The sequence below is a fragment of the Rhodococcus sp. FG69 genome (genome assembly GCF_057808915.1).
Window position 1 is genome coordinate 99,178 of record NZ_JBMDIX010000011.1, and the last position, 17,931, is coordinate 117,108.

Sequence of the window (17,931 nt, forward strand, 5' to 3'; positions counted from 1 at the left end):
GTGCCTCGGCGGGTGCCAAAGTCCGAGCGCTCGGATCTTTGGACGCTTTGACCTGTACACGGAACCTCTCGACGCCCCCAACATGAAGTGCGAAGTCCACGATGTCATCGTCCGGGCTGTCTGGGTCGGTTCCCGAGAACGGCGGCTCTACTTCCAGTACGACAGCGTCGACATCGAGATCCGGATTGTCGATGAGCCAGTTCAGGACGAAGGTCGCCGTCGCAAGATACTGGTAACTGAATCCGAAAGCCGCAGACGTGCCGCCCGAGTTCGTCACAACGGGGCCGGATTCGGTGCGGACTTGCTCCCGCCGACGCCAGATGAAACTTTATGCACCATCGCGAGTCTGAGCCAAGACGCAACGGATGCAAGCAAGTGTGGGGTTCCACCTCCTCGATTTCCATAATGGCCTCGACGATGCACACGCCTACCTCGCATTTAAACCGACTCGGCTTCAAGTATCTTCAGCAATTCCTGTTCTGGAACCCAGGCAAATTGCCGACTTATCTTCGTCCGGTGTAGCAATCCCCGCTGCTCCAGGTCGTACAAGTCATTCCTAGCTGTTTGCTTAGACACCGAGTGGTAGTTCATGTGCGACTCCGCAGTATAATAGTTCGACGGATCTCTGGTTGCCGATTGAAGCAAGGCGGCTTGCCTGTGATTAAACCCGCCAGGGCCGCGAGCCAGCAATGTGCGAGCTCGCTGCAATTCCAGCGTTTTTCGATTTAAGTACTCATCAAGCTCCCCCAGCGCACGTTGTATCACTTGCAGGTGGTAGATCAGAAAGTAGGTTAAGTCGCCCTCGTCCTGCTCGGTGTAGAGGAAAGACCTGGCGTACTTCGAAGGTGCCTGCTTGAGAATCCTCGAAATCGCTAGATGTTCGGTCAACCAGTAACCCTGCTTGAGCATGCTCCAATAGAACAACGCCCTGGCAGTCCGGCCGTTCCCGTCCTCGAAGTAGTGGTCATATCCCATCATGAAATGGATGACTAGAGCCCTCACAACCGGCGGGATATAAGGATCCGTCTTGGAATCGCCATTAGCAAAATCGCATAACGCCCGGATTCTAGCTGGCAATTCCTCGACCGGCGGTGGTCGATGTAAAACGTTCTCTTCCTCATCGAAGATCTTGACCCGATCGTTCGGATCGGGGTTTTCTTGGATTCTTCCAGCACTTTCGGGGTTGTCCAGAGTCTTGTCAGTTACTATGCGATGAATCTCGCATATCCGCTCTGGGGTAAATGGCTCATGCTGAATCTCCCGCACGCGCTGCATTGCCCAATAGTTGTTGAGAATCATCTGCTGGCTCCGGTTCTTTGGAGCCTCCCCGTAAGCTAGCATCCGCTTTGCTTCTTTTCGGGAGGTCGAAGCACCCTCCAACTGACTGGAACTGATCGCTTCCTCAACCAGCGACTGAATGACATACCTGTCACGGGTTGTCTTATTCATCACCTCGTCGGGTAGTGCGATCTGACCGCTGGCACGTTGGGAGACCTCGTCAAGTGCCCGCAGCAGTTCGTCGGGCAGTGCATAGCTCAAGGACAAGTCATCGATCCGCTTGAGGGGCACTGGACGAAGCATCGACCTGCGCCTCATTTTGAGGGCAAACCACCATTCTTCATGGGTCATGCCGTCCGGCGGGGTCTTGTAGCGGAGCTTGTCCCAATCCAGGTAGTCGCGGTCATCGAGATCCTCCCCCGACATCATGACTGTCATGAACCGGTCCATGTCTCCGCGCAGCGTTGACAACAAGTCAGCGAACGGTGGCGGAGGTGCAGGTGTCTTCATGGCCTCTCATTCAAGTCCCAACGAAAGCCAAAACGCACTGGACTTTGACGTTTCGACACGGCGTGGCGTCGATAGTACAGCGAAAGTCAAAGTTTCTTCGAGTTTGACTCTGACTTGAATGTACACTCAAGCTCAAAATTTGTTGAACTTTGACGTTGGTCCCGCGAACCGCAGAGGACACAGCCTGCGCAGGCCCGGTCGACGACACCGGCAACACCCAGTGAACCTCAAAAATTATTAGACTTTGACTTTCACGAGCGATTCCAGCTTGTGCTCAGTGCTGGACGCGCAGCTGGTGCCGGTTTCAGGGCTGTTCGCGGGTGGGGTGGTCGGGCGTTGAGTGCGCTGGGCTAAGGCACACTGGGGTCGGGTCGGGGAAGACGATTGGATCTATTCGATGGCGCAGAAGATGACTCCGCACGCAAGGTTACCGCTTCGCGTCCGGCTCCAGATCGCAAAGGAAATGATGGAGGCGTTCTTCCCTATCAAGGCCGACAAGATCAAGACTGCGTTGGGCGACCCGAACCCTGAGCAGGTCTTCTTGCCGCTCTCTCTGAACCAATTTATGCAGTACGCCAAGGCCGTCGAGCTGGTCGAGGATCCATGGGTCATCGGCACTCAGATCGCTGCGATTGCCGACGAGCTTACACGGGCAGGCTTCCTGAATCGGATGCAGGGCTCAGGCGGTCCGCCGTGGGGTGACTGCTTCCATACCGGATTCGGTGGCATCACGAAGGCTCAGGCAGGGGGCGATCTGTGGCTTGCTCGCGGCCTGGGGCCAGAGTTCGTAATCAAGTCTTTCATGCCGGCCACGGTGGCCGTTGTGGGGACAACAGGCGATGGTAGTCAGACTGCGGGAACGGGTCTGCTGCTCGATGATCGGCATGTTCTGACCAATCGGCATGTGGTGACCGACATGTCGGTGGAGTTCGTTGAGACGTCGTCGGCCGCTCCGCCGACGGCAGAAGTCGCTTCGGTTGCAACGACCCGACTGGAAATCGCCGATATTCGGAGTCACTCTGCAGTCGATAGTCCAGGCAAAGAATTGGACGTGGCGATTGTCGAGGTCGCCGGGCTGGAGGGTGCTCCCGGGTTGACCGGAGGGATGGCGTTCCGAAACCCGGAGTGGTCCGATTCTGTGTGGACTTTCGGCTATCCGCCGGTACCGATGACTCGCGAGCGGACTTTGGTGGTTCACTCGGGTGGGGTGGTGAATCCGGAGGTTATGGACTACGCGGGCAACAATTTGATGCTGTTTTCCGCGGTTGCTCGGCCGGGTAACAGTGGCGGTCCGATTGTCGCGGCCGACGGGAGGGTCGTCGGTATCGTCGCCCAAGAGCTGCGGACGGACAAGAGCTTGGAGTCGCCATTCTATGCGGGCGTACCGACTCACGAGATTCAAAGGGCATTGGTGGATATGGGCTATGCAGATTTGCTGAATGTGGAGTTGTGGCAGTCACTTCGAGGCTGAGGCTGCTGGCTCAGCTGCTTGGGGGGTCGCATCGCAGCTTCTACTCGTGCGACTGGCGTTGCACTTCTCGACCGGCAGGGATCGACAGTTCCAGACCACAGAGGCGGCGGTGCGGTGGGACCGTTAGGGCCTGCGTGTTTCGTGCTTCTGCTTCCTATGATGGTCGGTCCTCGAGCAAAAGGAATGTGTCTCCGTGAAACGTTTGTCTCGCAGCTTCTAACGAACGGGTGGTTCAACGCGTCGTCATGGCCATCGATCGAGTGTCCGGTGCGCAATCAGGGTGTCCTCGTAGTGCCGCGGGCCGAGAAGAATGGTCGAATTTGCGACGCTGTCAGGTATGACCATCCACTGAGTCAGGCTCGATACGAGCTTATGAACCCAGCCGACGTCACAGGAATCTTTTCGGTGGCATTGGAGTGCAATCAGGGGGATTGTCGCGGTGTGGTGCACACCGTGGGTGATGTGGCGGTGGATGTGCGGTTCGGCGTCGACGATGACGGCCACTACCGGGGTAGCGAGGTTGACGTCCTCCAGGTGAAGCACTTCTATCCCCCGGTGGAGGTGTTCGATCACCACTCGGAATACCCGGTATCGGTGGATCAGGCGCTGAGGCGAGTGGATGCGTTGGTGTGGCCGGACCCCGCTGCTGCCATGACCGCTCTGAGGAAGGGGGCGAGGAGCTGCTGACCGAGCGGGGGCTGCCAACCACCGGAACACAGGTACAAGGGGCGTCTTCCGCTCGATGAGCGGCTGTCCGATTTCAAGCGCGACCACCCCGAGCTGAGCGAGCTACTCCTGGCGACGAAGTGGATGGGAAATGTGGCAACTCACGAGGACCAAGGCGGCGTAGCCCGGGTGGGGTAGTGAGGGTGCGTGGGGTTGGCGCGCAAAGGGCACATCTCGATCTGTTTCAATACGGACATGAACGAATCGGTAGATGTCACAACGCAACAGCCCTCTGCTGGTGACACCGTCCAGGTTCGACTGCCGGACGGTCGCGTCACGTCCGGCACCTTGATCGAGGACTTCGCCGACTACACCCTCACCGGCGACGCAGTTGGCCGAAACTGGGCCATGCCTCATCGGTGGGCTGTTGCGACCGATGCGGGCACGCTGGTCTTCGTCGACGACGCCGACATCATCGACCACAGCAGCCCCCGATCGACACCATAGGAGTCGGACGGCAGCTCACCGGCGCGCTCTTCCCTCTCGACGGCTGGCCGTCGGCCGAAGACGACGAACACTCACCGTGCTCCAAGCACGTCAAAGCGCTGATAACTGTGGACCCAATGGTGGTTCGCATGGTCGTCCACGACGCCGGTTTGCGCCCAATAGCTCCTAGCGAAGCTGCAGACCTACGCGCTAGGACCCCGGGAAGGGGGCAGCCGGCCTTGGGGCACCTGCACTGCAGCAGCGTGGCTCACCGTCTTTTCAAGTTGACTCGACGCCTCGGGTTTCACTGTCGACTCCATTTAGAGACTCTCTGGAGCAGAGGCGATTGTCATCGTTTACCGCCTCAGACCTTCGCCGGTGAGTTCAGTCGAACCTGCGTAACGCACCAAGCGCTTGCAACGGGTGCGATCATGTTCTTTGAAGATCGGGTTTTCGCATGATGGCACTTTCGACAAGAAGGGTAAGAGATCATGACGAAAGGCACCGTGAAGTGATTCAACGGAGAGAAGGGCTTCGGCTTCATCGCGCAGGAGGGCGGCGGAGCTGATGTGTTCGTCCACTACTCCGAGATCGAGGGGCACGGTTTTCGCAACCTCGATGAAGGTCAGCGCGTGGAATTCGAGATCGGTCGAGGCGTCAAAGGTCCGCAAGCAACTGGTGTTCGCATCACCTGACAGCGTGGAACACGCACAAAGGTAGCCGCGTCGAGGGATCGAGTGCGAGAGTGGCCGCACCCAATCCCGTGCTGAGCGGCAGTGCCACGTTTTATAACAGCGCCTCGGTGCACGATGCATCGGCGACAGTGGTGCTTTCAGCGCGGTTGTAAACCTCTTGGCACGGCTGCCCGCTGCTGCGTTCGTTTCAAACACAATCGGTCATGGGGCTAGCGTCCACGAGGTCGATCGGCAGGGACGCCGCACCCCGGAACACTGCCCTCGCAGTGCGAACTGGCCGGTGTCGTCGTGCTCCGTGGTCTCGCCGTTCGCAACGGCTGCGGTCGTGTCTTTACGAAATTTTCGTGTGGTCGTCGTCAACGACGGGGTGTTGGGTACCGAAATCGACACCACTGCAATCGTTTTAGCCGGTCAGGTCACGCTGGAACGAGACGCTCGAAGCCGATTTCTTGATGGCGACCGTCGACGCGGAGAGGGGTCCCCTTGAATGTGACAAGTCTCAGCGGCTCGAGGATTCTCGAATCCGAAGAGTGGTGGAAACCGCGATCGACGACGACGTGGAATCTGAGATGAGAAGATCGATCGCCGAAGCGACCTGCTCACTTGCGTGCAATTCGAGCGCAGTAATCGGTGGGCGCGAATGCTGGGCCTTGAAGCCGTCGACATCTTGAGCGACAAGCAAATCTGCCGGAACACGCAGGCCTAGCTCGGAAGCGGCGTCGAGGATGCCGATGCCGAAGTCCTCGAACAGACCGACGATTGCGTCCGGGACCTCATCACCTGTGAGGAGGTCGTACGCAGCAGCTCGAGCGGCACCGACAATCCCAGCGCGAGTGTCTTGTTCGGCCAGAGCGACCGTTCGGAGGTCGAGTGCGCAACTGTTCGCGATTGCCCACTTGCGTGCCGCCTCGGTCGCAACAACCTCGTTGTGCCATCCGCTATCGGTGCACAGAACAGCGATCCGCTGAGCTCCCATGGCTCGTAGATGTGACAAGAGTTTTTCAATACCGTGGGTCGTATCCGGTGTCACGGTAAACACGTCTGGATGGCCTGGGTCGAGGCCCATCGTGACGTACGGGATCGCACACTGTCGGAGCATCTCGATGCGTAAGTCCCCCCTCGTCGGCTCGAGTACCACTACCCCGCGCAGGCCGAACTTCGTCAAGTTCATTGTCTCGACGAACGGCGGCAGGAGCGTGAGAGCCCCGCCATGCTCGAAGGCGGCCTGACTCGCCGTCAGAGCAACCTGCGAATACCAATCCGTGCTCATCAACTCGCCGATAGGCAAGCGGGCGATCGACGGAAATGTCAGCCCGACCACATCCGAACCACCGGCCACAAGGTGACGAGCTGCGCGGGACGGCACATATCGCAGTTGCGCGGCCACCTGCTGAACGTGACTACGGGTCTCTGCATCGACCCGCCCTTTTCCGTTCAAAGCGTGCGAGACCGTCGTAACAGACACTCCCGCTGCTCTCGCAACGTCGGTGATCTTCGCTCGACCTGCACCCGCCATGCACGTGACACTATCGCACCGCTTGACAGATGCAAAAACGATTTGGCACACTCGCCGACACCCGCCAAAACGATTTGGCGACGCTTGGAACTACTTCCCAACGGCGCGAAGACCTCCGAGTCACAATTGCTTCTGGAGGAGCACCCCATGGCCGCGATCGAGCACAACACAGAAATTCCCGCACAGCCCTCTCGCCGACTCGAACCAATAGGTTCGAATCCCCTTATTGCGTGAGCGCGGCCCGTTTAGGGGACCGGTGTGTGCGGTGCATCTTCGGGTTCGATCCAGGAGCAACCCTCGATCTCCTGCGCCTTGTCTTGCGCCGAATACCTGTCGTCGGCGGTCACCGTACCAATGTGATTGTTCTCGTCGTCGTACACAATCCAGTTGCGCATTGGCGTCGATCTCCCAGCAGTCGAAGTTGATGAATCGGAACGGTTCTCGATCCGTTCATACATTCTCCCCCAACTGCTTTGAGCCCGTCGACTCCAAACTGCAACACGAGCAATCCGTCGCCGCATTGAACGGAACCTAGAACGACACTGCGCGCGATGTATCCGCGGTTTCCTGGTTACCGGCTAGCGGGGGCGGCTACATCCCGGCGACGATGATGTCCGGATGTGCGCGGACAGCAGCACCCTGTTGACTGGCTGGCACCAGGTGGGGAAGTTCCGGTTCGTCGTCCAGGGACACCGGGCCATCCCAGGGAGCGACGAGTGTTGGGTTGTATTCCCAACCGTCACACGACATGTCGTCAACCCAAATGGGAGTGAGGGAAGTGCCGAAATGCTTCTCCGCGAATGCCGTCACAGCAGGGAGGACGTTCTGATCGAAGTATCCTCCACTACCGACTTTGACGTCGCATCCGAATGCGCTCGGCCTCACTCTGGCGACGTATTCGCCAGCCGCCGAACGCAAAACCACATGATGGTAGGTCCCCATGTGCGGATCCTTTCTCGTTCTACGGGTGGGTCTTTCGTGACTATTTCTACACGCGATTCAGTGATTTCGCGGAGTCGGCGTGGCCCCGCGGCCACCACAGTGCCGACGGGGCTCTGACCGCCCAGTACCTCCTGGTGTTCAGTGCCTTCGCCGGGTGAAAACGATGCCTGCAGTTGAAATCAGGACCATCGCCACCAGGACCACGACGAAGAACGACCTGTCCGCGGCCGGTGTCAGGGTCTCGCTTTCTTTGGTCATTACGTCGGTGAAGGTGCAGCTCACACCTGGCGGGAGCCATCCCCAGAAGTCCGTAACTCCTGCCGTTACCCGCTCCGCGCGGTCGGGCAGCAGATTGGCGAACCGCGCCGGGGTTCCGTAGTGATCCATGCACCAGCTGGGTTGGTGTTGGAGTCGCAACGACAGCAGATCCCAGAAATAGACCAGCACCAGCAGGACCACCGAGATAGCCAGCGATGCCTGACTCACCCGTAGTGCTCGCGCGCTCACCGCTGACGCGTCACAGCTGCGCCCTCGCGCGGCAACGACGGCAACCGGTACACCCGCGGGCCGATGTCGCCACGAGCAGCGTTCACGAGTACCGGCGCGATCCGCACTCGCCGTTCGAGTGAACGCTTCGGCCCGTACCGCTGCCGCCGCCAATGCCCACGCCGGATATGAGGCGCCACCTGCGCGCCGGTCCCCTGCGCAGCCCCGGACTCCGCACGCCCGGTTGCCTTCACGTTCAGGACCCGCACCGCGCCGTCCTTGCGTTCGGCTGACTCGCCGTCCGCAGACTCCCGAACTGTGACATGCCCGTCGGTTTCCTCCGCTGCACTGTGCCAATCGCCCCATGCCGCGACCGCCGCCAGGTTGATCACCTGATCGCGGAACGCGGTGCTGTCCAACGACGCGGGCAGGGTCCATCGCCCGAGCACGCCGCTGGACTTGGCGGGGATCGTTACGCACCAAGCGAACTCGTCGTCGAGCCGCCCTACGGCGTCGGCGAGCAGGACGAGGCCTTCGATCCTTGCCCCGCGCTGCTCGATCATGTCGCAGAGGTCGACCCGGTCGGCGGTGAATCCTCGTGTTCCGGCCAGCAACATCGATCCCAGGGACCTTGTCTGACCGCGGCCCAAGATGTCCGTGACGACGCGCGTCATCCACTCCCACGACTCGTCCACCTCAGGTGTCGACGGTGCGGCGGCGTCGAGTCGGAGCGGATCAGCGAATGCGAGGAACACCTGCGCATAAGGCAACCGGATGTCGGCGCGATCGTCGGCTGAGAGCGGCTCCGAATCTGCATAGTTCAGTGTGTGTCCGGGCGGGAGCCAGAAGGGGACGGCCGCTTGTGTGGCGACCGCGATCCTCGACGGCGCACACGACCCAGCGCCACCGGCGTAGCGGAGCGCACTCCCCCATGCTGCCGCGGTGTACCAGTGCTGCAGCGAGGCCGCGTCCGCGGGAATGGGATGACGAGGCATCGCAGCGATCGGGAGGCGAATCCGGGAATCGAGAGCCTGCTCGGTTCCCGCACCGTACGCACGCTGCCACGTCGTAAATATTTGACGGGGCGGCAACCCGGACAACGCATTGCGTGTCGCCGCACTCAGTGTCGCGTGCGCTTGCGTCGGGATGGAAGGCCCTTCCGGGAAGTCGGTGTGTTCCTCGCCCAGGACCAGTCCCAGGGCCTGCGCCGACCCAGCCGACTCAGGGCTGGGCTCGGCGATCCACGAGGCCGGATGCCAAGCACTGACCGCCGCTGGAGTGCGATCGAAGAGGGTACCGAGAGCGCGCTGCCGTGTGTCGTCGTCGACATCGGCGTCCGCGCGATGATCATCCGCAGGCAACCGTGAGACGAGTAGCTCCTTCCGCATCTGCTTCTGGGCCTCGGTGTAGTGCTTTTTCGGTTGAGCCGATCGTCGTCCGCCGCGAGCGCGCTGAATCGCCGTGGCTGCTTCCTGCGAGATTTGTCGCCGGTCTGCGACATCGAGCTGAAGAGTCACGCTGTCCTCGGCGCCGATCACCGCCATGAAGGCTTCCAAGCTCTCGGTCTTGCCGCCCCCCAGGGCGTCGGTGATGGGATCCAGCATCCTCCCCCAGCGATCGTGGACCCGCTGATGCAGCGCGCGATGGGACTTCACCCATAGGCCGAGCGCGGCGATCTCGTTGCCGAGTCGATCGACTTCCGCCTGGCACGCCCTGTCCCGGTCCACGCACGCAGCGTCCAACTCGCGTTTGAGTTCATCCGCCTCGGCGCGTGCCTTGAATGCCGCCTCGTGCAGGCGCTCTTCCTCGGCGAGTTCCGCCCGGACAGTCGCGAGCTTGTCCTGCGCTTCCCGCATGTCGCGGTTGTGCTTGGCCTGACGGTGCTTGCCGCGCGCCATCAGAACTCCCTACGGTTCGCCGGGTACATGGCAAACGGCTTCGGTACCGGGAACTCCGAGACGCCCTGCGCTTCGAGCGATTCGAGGGTTTGGGTCCGCATCACCGCTTCCTCCTCCAAGGACTGCTGCAGCGAGTTGAGCGTGTCCTTGCCGTAGGACGACATCCTCGCGATGACCCCGGTGCGGTCCAAGCGGTAGAGCGACCACCGAATGTGGTCGCAGCTCGCCCAGACTTCATCGATCGCGTCCGTCAGTTCACCCGCCCGTGAGCGCAAGTCCTCGACTTTCGGATTGACCACGGCGTCCCGGTCCCGGTGCGCTTGGCGGATGGCCACGCGGAGCGGTTCGGGGTTCGGGGTGGTGTTCTCGGTGTCCATCCGCTCCCGGCGCAGTCGCCGGATCTTGTCCTGGATGTCCGCGATCTGCTTGTGCATTTCGTCGAGAGTTGCTGGTGCGTCGGCCATCAGTTCGACCTCCGTCCGCCACGCAGTGACAGGTCGTCGCCAAACGTGATTGTGGAAGCGCCAAAGCGGTAGCGAATCATGTCGTGCACCATATCGACTCGCACCGACGCGAATGCCGCTGGCCACGTTGACCTGTCGAGTGCGTCCGGCACGGTACAACTAACCGATGAGACCTCTGGTCGTTCGACACCGCATTCTGATCGTCGTCGCTGTCGTGATCGTCGCGATAGGCGGACTGTGGTGGACGAAGACGATTGCCTTCACCCGCTCATCACCGGTCGCGTTCACGGCCGAAACCTTCGTCTACGTTCCGCGCGGCGATCCTTCTGACATCACTCCCACAGTGATCGCGGCCTTCCCGTTCTCGAACGACGAGATCGTGAGGCTTGTCGCCGAGCGGATCGTAAACACATACGGCGGCAACAGATCCGAATACGCGTCGAGTCTGACCATCAAGGACACAACGGCTGTCGCGGGGAAGGTGGTGTACGCCCGCGGCCGGACGCCACTCTCGACTCAACGGATCGCGAACTACGGCGCCGAGGCCCTCTGCGATTTAGTCAACGCAGCAGTCTTCGCGCACACCGGCCAGGCGCGTGTCGCGTTCATGGTGTTCACCGACTAACTTCTCTGTCCGCCCTTCACACCGTCACATCCATGTATTCCGAGGGGCAGGACGTTCCCCGCCGGGCCGACGCCGTAAGCGCTTCCCCGCCAAAAGTATTAGCCCTAAAGGACTACTCGGATTGACCGGACCGTACGGACTCTCACCCGCACACAGGCCACGCCTGTCAATGCGGCCCCATCACTGCACAGTCCCCGCTACCGCCCGCGGTCCCGGGGCGGTAGCGGAAGCTCGGCCCGAGAGCCCCGTGATGAATACTGGGACGCACGCGCGTCGCCGACGGCTGTAGGAACGAAGGAGCAGTCCGTGACACGCCCGCAACGCCTGATCGTCCTCGTAACAGTGTTCGTGCTCGCAGTATTCGGCGGGTTGTGGTGGACGAAGACGATCGCGTTCACCCGCACGGCTCTCGTCGAGTTCAGTGTTACACCGACGCAACCCGATGCCGGAACCACGAGTTACGTCTTCGTCGGGATCCAGACAACCCCCGAGGACCTCGCCAAGACCGCTGAACTCCTCGCACACACACGCGGCGGCGCGGCAGCAGACTACGAATCCGATCTGACCATTACTGGGGCCTCCGACATCGCCGGGATCGCGGTGACTGCTCGCGCACGAACACCCGGCGCTGCAACGGCACTCGCGAACGACGCCGCGCGTGCGCTCAGTTCGTATCTCAACGACATGCCCACAACGACCACCAACAAGATCACCTACCGGGTCAGCTCTTTGGCTCAATAGCGAGCCCACCACGCCACATCCTGCTCGATCGGCGGCGACAACGCGAACAACGTTCATGCGGCACTCCGCCGCGTACCCAAGGACCATCGCCCACGGCTCAGGGTTGTACCGGTTTCGGCCAGGCCGTCGCATCTTTGCCGGTCACCTTCGGGTGAGCGATGACGGCGGCAATGAACGCCGGAATCGACATGCCCAATCCGTGCGAAAGTGTCGCTGCCGTCGTTCTGCCTTCGAGCCAGATACTCGGATCATCTTCGAGGGAATAGTGAAATTCCGTATTGGACCGATTCAGCGGTTGGGCAACGACACCAGGTCCGGTCGTGCCATTCCACATCCACGCCACGCTGACGGTGCCTTCCGACGGTTCGAGGCCGGCGATGATCCTCGTCAGGGTCGATTTGCCGGAGCCGTTGTGACCGACGATCGCGACGAACTCACCGTGTTCGATGTGTAGGTCGACTCCGGTCAATGCAGCTGTGGCGCTTCCCGGGTACCGATAACCGACCGAGGCGAGGGTGACCGGCAACGGCCCGATCTCGTCGTCGTCGGTGCTCGAGACAAGAGCTTCGGGGGTGGGGATGGTGGAGAGACGGTCGAGGATGGCGGTGAGGATCAGCCAGGCGAACAGTGTTCCGGTGACGATCCCGAACGCGATGGAACCGCCGACCCACCACCACCAGTTGTCGAGCACCGCGGTGGAGCTGCTGCGGAGCACATCGGCGGCACCCTGCAAGGCCGACGTGCGCTCGAGCAACCTGGACACGCCCTCGAGGGTGTTGCGAAGGGTGTCGAGGAACAACGTTCGCAGCGGAACGAGGATCAGCAAGAGCAACACCGTCAGGGCTCCCAGTGCGGGCCCGACGACCATCGAGGTGACCAGCACACCGAACAGGCCTTGCTTCTTGCGCTTCGCTCGCCCGACCAGGCCGCCCAACAGCGCCGCGCTCGCCACGGTGAGTGCCGTCTGTGTACCGGCAGCGACGAATCCGACGAGGGTGCCTGCTACCGCAGCGGTCAGAAGCGCACGGGTCCGATACCGAAGTGCGACCACCGACATCGGAACGGCCGCGACGACTTGAAGAATCGCTGCCATCGGCACGAGCACACCGATCACCGTCAATGCGACTGTGAAGCTGCTCATGACCGCGGCGGTCGCCAATTCCTGAGGACCGAGGGGCCCTGACTTCGGAGTGCGAGAAGAACTGACGGTCACCGCTCCAGTGTGCCAGCTCGACCGAGACACACTGTTCGACGTGACTTCCGTGGTTCGGGCCGGCCGGTCTTTGCGCAGTTGCTGCGGTGGTGAGCGTGAGAACAGAAAAGCGCGGAAAGCCCTCGTAAAAAGGGCTTTCCGCGCTCAGGCCGAGATCAGCGGCTGCGCTGGCTCGTAGCCGGTCCTGCTGCACGACGGCTGTGGCCGCCGCCACCGCTACGCGGCTGTCCACCGGAACGGGGCTGTCCGCCACCGCTGCGCGGCTGACCACCACTGCGCGGCTGACCACCCGAACGGGCCGGGCCGCCGCGGCGAGCGTTGCTGTTGCGCGGGGCTCCGGTGCGGGCGGGTGCCTGCTCGACTCGCGGTGCAGGCTCGACGTAGCGGGCCTGCTCGCCGACGAGGTTCGCCACTGCGGGCGAATCGGCGGTGACGCGGATCGGGGTGACCTTGATATCGGCCTTGCGCAGCAGCACTGCGGTGTCCTTGCGCTGCTCGGGCAGGACGACGGTCACGACGTCGCCAGCGCTGCCGGCGCGCGCCGTGCGGCCGGAGCGGTGCAAGTACGCCTTGTGCTCGGCCGGGGGATCGACGTGGACGACGAGCTGAACGTCGTCGACGTGGACGCCGCGGGCCGCGACGTCGGTGGCGACGAGAACGCGAGCCTGGCCGGAGGAGAAGGCTGCGAGGTTGCGGTCACGTGCGGCCTGCGAGAGGTTGCCGTGCAGGTCGACGGACGGGATTCCGGCGTCGGTGAGCTGCTTGGCCAGCTTGCGGGCCTGGTGCTTGGTGCGCATGAACAGGATGCGTCGTCCGGTGCCCGAGGCGAGCTGATGGACTAGCTTCTTCTTGGCTTCGACGCCGTCGACCTCGAAGACGCTGTGCGTCATGGCCTCGACGTGGGAGGTGGCCTCGTCGACGGAGTGCGTGATCTGGTTGTGTAGGAAGCGCTTGACCAGCTTGTCGACGCCGTTGTCCAGTGTCGCCGAGAACAGCATGCGCTGACCCTTGTCCGGGGTGGCGGCGAGGATGCGGGTGACGACAGGCAGGAAGCCCAGATCGGCCATGTGATCGGCCTCGTCGAGGACGGTGATCTGAACGCCGTCGAGCGTGAGGTGGCGCTGCTTCATCAGGTCTTCGAGGCGACCGGGGCAGGCGACGACGATGTCGACTCCACCCTTGAGCGCGGAGACCTGGCGAACCTGCGACACACCACCGAAGATCGTGGTGACCTTCAGCGAGTACGCGGCGGCGAGGGGCTCGATTGCGACGGCGATCTGGGTGGCGAGCTCACGCGTCGGAGCGAGAATCAGGCCACGCGGGCGGCCGGGCTTGCGATTGCCGGGAAGCTGGCCTGCGAGCCGAGCGACCATCGGGATCGCGAAGGCGAGTGTCTTTCCGCTGCCGGTCTTTCCGCGTCCGAGCACGTCGCGTCCCTGCAGTGTGTCGGGGAGCGTATCGGCCTGGATGGGGAAGGCTTCGGTCTTGCCCTGGCTCGCGAGTACATCCGCGATGGCCTGGGGTACACCGAGTGCAGCAAATGTTTGTGGGGTCGTCATAGTGATGAAAAGTGCCTTTCGGGCAGGGTGTTGCACCTGCGGGCCTTGGGCCGAGATGCAAGGTGGCGAGACTGCCGGTGGGCAGTTTCGATCGCCGTAAGAGAAGCCTGTGCGGGGTGCACATGGTGATTCGGGAGCATTCCACGACGTCTGACGTGCAGCTACGCGCGTCGTCACCGAGTGTAACCGAGTTGTGGCTCGGTCTCTTCCCGTGCATGTTCGTCACGCGGCGCCGTCGTCGAAGAGACCCGTGATCATCACGTTCTCGATTCGCGAGTTGTAGAGCTCGACCACCGGCATGGGCGGGGCACTCGAGTCATAGGTGTGGCCGGTGGGTGAGATGAGCCTGTACCGATGTCGCGCGTTGCGTTTGTCTCGCCGCGCTTCGGCCGTCCAGCCTTCCCCTTCTTTCGCGTAATTGCATGCGGCACAAAGGCCTGCGCCGTTTTCGGCGCTGGTTTTACCACCCGCGGAGTGTGGCCGGATGTGATCGTGGTGTCGGATCGGCGCGTCGCACCACGGGGTGCGGCAGGTGCGATCTCGGAGGTCGATGAGGCGTCCCAACGCGGTGGGAAAACCTCGCGACGTGGACTCCACTGCCGTCAGCGCTCCGGATTTCGGATGGGCATAGAGGCGACGTAATGCGACGTGCGTCTCATTGCCTTGTGCGTCGTCGAGCGCGTCTCGAATCAGTTGCCGTGCGACATCGGACGGGATTTCGCCGTAGCCGTGCAGATATGCGGACGTGTCACCGCCGGCGAGCAGCGTCGAATCGGAGATGACGATGTCGACGGTCACTGGCGGGCCTTGGGCTGCTGACGCGCCGGTGACCCGCTCGAACACGAGGTCGGCCATGATCTGGTCGCGCGTGCGTGTGTCGCCGCCCGAGTTGATGATGGTGTCGGCATCTCGTCGCAGCGTGGCCCACATGCAGACGGACTTCTCCATCGATGTGAGGACGGTGAAGAAACCCATGGATTCGGGTGCGGGGCGGGTGCTGGTGCGCCGAGCTGCGTATGCCTTCGCACGCCGCTTCACCTGGGAGGCGGCGTCGAGTTCGTTGGCAAGTGCGCGAGCGCGACCCTCGATGGTGCGGTCGCCGGCACCGGCCAATGTCGCGGGGTCTGCGCACAATCGTTCGTCGATGGTGCGGCGATCGTCGACGGTGAGGCACGCCGTCTCGCGAGCAAGAATCATGACCCGCCACTCGTTGAGTTCGCCGGCTTTCAGGCGCGCGAGAGTGTGCGGCATTTCGTGCACCAGCGCGCGTGCGAGTCCGAGGTGAGTGCCGCCACGGTTCGGCGATTCGCGTCGGGCCAAGCCGATCTGTGACGCAATCCCGCTGCGCCACTGAGCTTTCGGTTTGCCGAGCTCTTTGCGTTCGTTGCTGATGGCTGTTGCGACGGCATCGGTCACCACGGCTTGCGTTGCCACGCTGACGCACTTGACCGTCTCGAGAGCGGAGATCAAATCGATGCCTGCTGCTGCGTCGACAACGACATCGGACGCCTGAAGACGTGCGACGAAACGCAACACCTCATCAGGTGTCAGCGGCAAATTTTTCAAAGCTGTAACCACGAGTTCCTCCCCAGTACTCGAATGCATGTTCGATAGTACGGGTGAATTCGATGGTACGCAAGACCTGCTTCGGACGTCAGGTGAGCACTACTGCGATGGCGATGGAGCTGACAACGGCGTTGTTGAATGCGTGCAAAATCAGCGGAGCCCAGAGCGATCGATACCAGAGACGGAGTGCAACAAGGCCGGTGCCCAGGAAGAGGATGTACAGCATCGCCGGCGGTGCAATGTGGCACAGTGCGAAGACGATGGTGACAAGCGCAGCACTGACCGCTGTCGGCATCTTGGACCTGAGCCAATCGAGCAGGATCCTGCGAAACACTATTTCCTCTATCAAGGGAACAACGCCCGCGATCAGCACGAGTATCGCGGCGATCGAGGCCGGTCCGATTTCTACGGCGTCCTTCACTATCGCGTTCTGATTGCCGTCCGGTGCGACGTCGAGGAGTGCGCCAATTCCGGCCGTGGCCAGCACGGCGAGGAGCATCAGGAGCGGAACCTGCCACAGGAGATGGAGGAGGCTGTGCGCGGGGGATCGAAAACCCAAGTCCGACAGCGACCATCGACGTCGACGGATCAACGCGAAATAGAGGCCGGCGCATCCGATGATGCCGGCCAGAACCATGGCGAGCAAAGCTGCCTCGGCGACCCCGCCGATCATGAACCCCGCCACGGCCCCGATCAGTCCGCCGATCGTCGTTCCCCCGAACCCGCTGACGAAGGCCAACGCGACGTCGCCCACGGTGGGTGTAGGCAGTGGCGAGCCGGTGAATTGCGGGAAACTCTTGTGGTTCAGGTGGACGAGTGGCGCATGCTCGTCAGGGGAGTGGTCCACACCTGCACTATTTCGCCATACGCTCGCCTCCGCAAGTGCCGCACCCGGGCATCATGGCAGTCTTGCAGCGCTCTGTGGTGCCCTCGGCAGGATTCGAACCTGCGACCTACCCTTTAGGAGAGGGTTGCTCTATCCCCTGAGCTACGAAGGCTGGTAACTGTCCGTTGATCGTAAACTGCTGCAGCGCAACATTTTTCGATTTTCGGAACAATCGGTTGCGGATAGGTTTGCTGCCAGAGTGCACAGCCGACCCACATCGCGCTCGCTAGTCTAGCGGCCCACCCCGCGGATCGGGAAGCAGGTTCTGGATCGACGCCACTCGACCGGTCAGTGACGCAATCAGCTTCAATGCGGTGCGGTGCTGGTGAGCGGTGTAATCGGCAATCGCTTCGACGCCGACGAAGCACTCAATATCGCGGGCGGAAGCGTCGAACGTCGTCGCCAAAATTCCCGCCGACGCGAACACGCCCACGATGATGAGCTGGTCACGGCCGCGTCGGCGCAATTCGACCTCCAGATCGGTGGCGTAGAAGGCGCTGTAACTTCGCTTTGCGATCGGAGCGAAGTCCGGCTCGGTGATCGCTACCTCCTCGGCGTTTGGGCCCAACCCCCACATCGGTCCCAGCAGTCCCCGCTGGGCGACGTCACTCGCCGCTCGTGGAGCACTGGCCAGAATGGGTACCCCACTCGACCGCGCCCACGCGACCACCTCCGATGCCGCCGCAAACACTTTCGAGCGGACAGAGTCGTCGAGCACGTTGAGGTAGTACGGCTGCATGTCGTGGACCAGGAGGGCGGCTCGCTGAGGAACCAACTCCCACTCCGGGCCGCCCGAGCAGTCGAGCAGAGCGTCGGCGTCGTAGTCCTCTGCTGCGACGCTGAATGTGGCCATCCGACAACCCTTCCCTCCCGCAAACGCGCGCGCATTCGCTAGGCGCGCGCAGTCCTGCTATACGTCCGCTGACCAT

At 62.0% G+C, this 17,931-nt stretch carries 18 protein-coding genes and 1 tRNA gene; 6 read left to right on the forward strand and 13 right to left on the reverse strand.

Features of this window, described 5'->3' with window-relative positions:
* Positions 1 to 438: 438 nt before the first annotated feature.
* On the reverse strand, positions 439 to 1,788 hold the full coding sequence (locus ACODSO_RS11010) for a Fic family protein (RefSeq protein WP_489037036.1): 1,350 nt from the start codon (positions 1,786 to 1,788) through the stop codon (positions 439 to 441).
* Between the two features lie 409 nt (positions 1,789 to 2,197).
* Between ACODSO_RS11010 and ACODSO_RS11015 the strand changes: the two genes are divergently transcribed.
* The 4 genes from ACODSO_RS11015 (at position 2,198) to ACODSO_RS11030 (ending at position 5,106) form a co-directional block, all read left to right on the forward strand.
* The gene (locus ACODSO_RS11015) at positions 2,198 to 3,259 is read left to right on the forward strand and encodes a S1 family peptidase (protein ID WP_489037037.1); all 1,062 of its coding nucleotides are present in this window, start codon (positions 2,198 to 2,200) and stop codon (positions 3,257 to 3,259) included.
* A gap of 183 nt (positions 3,260 to 3,442) precedes the next feature.
* Positions 3,443 to 3,946, forward strand: a complete 504-nt coding sequence (locus tag ACODSO_RS11020; RefSeq protein WP_489037038.1) for a DUF8608 domain-containing protein — start codon at positions 3,443 to 3,445, stop codon at positions 3,944 to 3,946.
* Between the two features lie 234 nt (positions 3,947 to 4,180).
* Positions 4,181 to 4,432: a hypothetical protein gene (locus tag ACODSO_RS11025; RefSeq protein ID WP_489037039.1), complete on the forward strand. Its 252-nt coding sequence runs from the start codon at positions 4,181 to 4,183 to the stop codon at positions 4,430 to 4,432.
* Between the two features lie 521 nt (positions 4,433 to 4,953).
* The gene (locus ACODSO_RS11030; RefSeq protein ID WP_489037058.1) at positions 4,954 to 5,106 is read left to right on the forward strand and encodes a cold shock domain-containing protein; all 153 of its coding nucleotides are present in this window, start codon (positions 4,954 to 4,956) and stop codon (positions 5,104 to 5,106) included.
* A gap of 499 nt (positions 5,107 to 5,605) precedes the next feature.
* Here ACODSO_RS11030 and ACODSO_RS11035 read toward each other — a convergent pair whose 3' ends face one another.
* The 6 genes from ACODSO_RS11035 to ACODSO_RS11060 all read right to left on the reverse strand — a co-directional run bounded on the left by ACODSO_RS11035 (position 5,606) and on the right by ACODSO_RS11060 (position 10,412).
* On the reverse strand, positions 5,606 to 6,622 hold the full coding sequence (locus tag ACODSO_RS11035; protein ID WP_489037040.1) for a LacI family DNA-binding transcriptional regulator: 1,017 nt from the start codon (positions 6,620 to 6,622) through the stop codon (positions 5,606 to 5,608).
* Positions 6,623 to 6,867: 245 nt separating this feature from the next.
* Positions 6,868 to 7,017, reverse strand: coding sequence for a hypothetical protein (locus ACODSO_RS11040; RefSeq protein WP_157920713.1), 150 nt, complete (start codon positions 7,015 to 7,017; stop codon positions 6,868 to 6,870).
* Between the two features lie 196 nt (positions 7,018 to 7,213).
* Positions 7,214 to 7,564, reverse strand: coding sequence for a hypothetical protein (locus ACODSO_RS11045; RefSeq protein WP_064257166.1), 351 nt, complete (start codon positions 7,562 to 7,564; stop codon positions 7,214 to 7,216).
* A gap of 138 nt (positions 7,565 to 7,702) precedes the next feature.
* Positions 7,703 to 8,071, reverse strand: coding sequence for a hypothetical protein (locus ACODSO_RS11050; protein WP_064257165.1), 369 nt, complete (start codon positions 8,069 to 8,071; stop codon positions 7,703 to 7,705).
* The gene (locus tag ACODSO_RS11055) at positions 8,068 to 9,948 is read right to left on the reverse strand and encodes an AcrVA2 family anti-CRISPR protein (RefSeq protein ID WP_064257164.1); all 1,881 of its coding nucleotides are present in this window, start codon (positions 9,946 to 9,948) and stop codon (positions 8,068 to 8,070) included. The genes ACODSO_RS11050 and ACODSO_RS11055 overlap by 4 nt, the downstream gene beginning before the upstream one ends.
* Positions 9,948 to 10,412 carry a hypothetical protein gene (locus ACODSO_RS11060; RefSeq protein ID WP_064257163.1) on the reverse strand — a complete coding sequence of 155 codons (465 nt, stop codon included), beginning with the start codon at positions 10,410 to 10,412 and terminating at the stop codon, positions 9,948 to 9,950. Before ACODSO_RS11060 ends, ACODSO_RS11055 begins: the two co-directional genes overlap by 1 nt.
* Positions 10,413 to 10,578: 166 nt before the next feature.
* Between ACODSO_RS11060 and ACODSO_RS11065 the strand changes: the two genes are divergently transcribed.
* A complete protein-coding gene (locus ACODSO_RS11065; RefSeq protein ID WP_064257162.1) occupies positions 10,579 to 11,037 on the forward strand; it encodes a hypothetical protein in 459 nt (152 codons plus the stop codon).
* 306 nt (positions 11,038 to 11,343) lie between these two features.
* A complete protein-coding gene (locus ACODSO_RS11070) occupies positions 11,344 to 11,778 on the forward strand; it encodes a hypothetical protein (protein WP_197481895.1) in 435 nt (144 codons plus the stop codon).
* Positions 11,779 to 11,875: 97 nt separating this feature from the next.
* Here the strand turns inward: ACODSO_RS11070 and ACODSO_RS11075 are convergent, their stop codons facing one another.
* From ACODSO_RS11075 to ACODSO_RS11100, 6 genes are all read right to left on the reverse strand, one after another.
* On the reverse strand, positions 11,876 to 12,991 hold the full coding sequence (locus ACODSO_RS11075; protein WP_296779686.1) for a DUF2232 domain-containing protein: 1,116 nt from the start codon (positions 12,989 to 12,991) through the stop codon (positions 11,876 to 11,878).
* Between the two features lie 155 nt (positions 12,992 to 13,146).
* Positions 13,147 to 14,550: a DEAD/DEAH box helicase gene (locus ACODSO_RS11080; protein WP_057479224.1), complete on the reverse strand. Its 1,404-nt coding sequence runs from the start codon at positions 14,548 to 14,550 to the stop codon at positions 13,147 to 13,149.
* A gap of 222 nt (positions 14,551 to 14,772) precedes the next feature.
* Positions 14,773 to 16,128: an HNH endonuclease gene (locus ACODSO_RS11085; protein ID WP_082900148.1), complete on the reverse strand. Its 1,356-nt coding sequence runs from the start codon at positions 16,126 to 16,128 to the stop codon at positions 14,773 to 14,775.
* 76 nt (positions 16,129 to 16,204) lie between these two features.
* A complete protein-coding gene (locus tag ACODSO_RS11090) occupies positions 16,205 to 16,963 on the reverse strand; it encodes a CPBP family intramembrane glutamic endopeptidase (RefSeq protein WP_156665549.1) in 759 nt (252 codons plus the stop codon).
* Positions 16,964 to 17,038: 75 nt separating this feature from the next.
* A tRNA-Arg gene (locus ACODSO_RS11095) sits at positions 17,039 to 17,114 on the reverse strand.
* A 114-nt stretch (positions 17,115 to 17,228) separates the two neighbouring features.
* Positions 17,229 to 17,855, reverse strand: a complete 627-nt coding sequence (locus ACODSO_RS11100; RefSeq protein ID WP_064257161.1) for an isochorismatase family protein — start codon at positions 17,853 to 17,855, stop codon at positions 17,229 to 17,231.
* Between the last annotated feature and the right edge of the window lie 76 nt (positions 17,856 to 17,931).

What these genes read in the sequence shown, in the direction of transcription:
- ACODSO_RS11010 (WP_489037036.1), bottom strand. Translation starts at nt 1,788, where the DNA reads ATGAAGACACCTGCACCTCCGCCACCGTTCGCTGACTTGTTGTCAACG.
- ACODSO_RS11015 (WP_489037037.1), top strand. Translation starts at nt 2,198, where the DNA reads ATGACTCCGCACGCAAGGTTACCGCTTCGCGTCCGGCTCCAGATCGCA.
- ACODSO_RS11020 (WP_489037038.1), top strand. Translation starts at nt 3,443, where the DNA reads ATGTGTCTCCGTGAAACGTTTGTCTCGCAGCTTCTAACGAACGGGTGG.
- ACODSO_RS11025 (WP_489037039.1), top strand. Translation starts at nt 4,181, where the DNA reads ATGAACGAATCGGTAGATGTCACAACGCAACAGCCCTCTGCTGGTGAC.
- ACODSO_RS11035 (WP_489037040.1), bottom strand. Translation starts at nt 6,622, where the DNA reads ATGGCGGGTGCAGGTCGAGCGAAGATCACCGACGTTGCGAGAGCAGCG.
- ACODSO_RS11040 (WP_157920713.1), bottom strand. Translation starts at nt 7,017, where the DNA reads ATGCGCAACTGGATTGTGTACGACGACGAGAACAATCACATTGGTACG.
- ACODSO_RS11045 (WP_064257166.1), bottom strand. Translation starts at nt 7,564, where the DNA reads ATGGGGACCTACCATCATGTGGTTTTGCGTTCGGCGGCTGGCGAATAC.
- ACODSO_RS11055 (WP_064257164.1), bottom strand. Translation starts at nt 9,948, where the DNA reads ATGGCGCGCGGCAAGCACCGTCAGGCCAAGCACAACCGCGACATGCGG.
- ACODSO_RS11060 (WP_064257163.1), bottom strand. Translation starts at nt 10,412, where the DNA reads ATGGCCGACGCACCAGCAACTCTCGACGAAATGCACAAGCAGATCGCG.
- ACODSO_RS11065 (WP_064257162.1), top strand. Translation starts at nt 10,579, where the DNA reads ATGAGACCTCTGGTCGTTCGACACCGCATTCTGATCGTCGTCGCTGTC.
- ACODSO_RS11080 (WP_057479224.1), bottom strand. Translation starts at nt 14,550, where the DNA reads ATGACGACCCCACAAACATTTGCTGCACTCGGTGTACCCCAGGCCATC.
- ACODSO_RS11100 (WP_064257161.1), bottom strand. Translation starts at nt 17,855, where the DNA reads ATGGCCACATTCAGCGTCGCAGCAGAGGACTACGACGCCGACGCTCTG.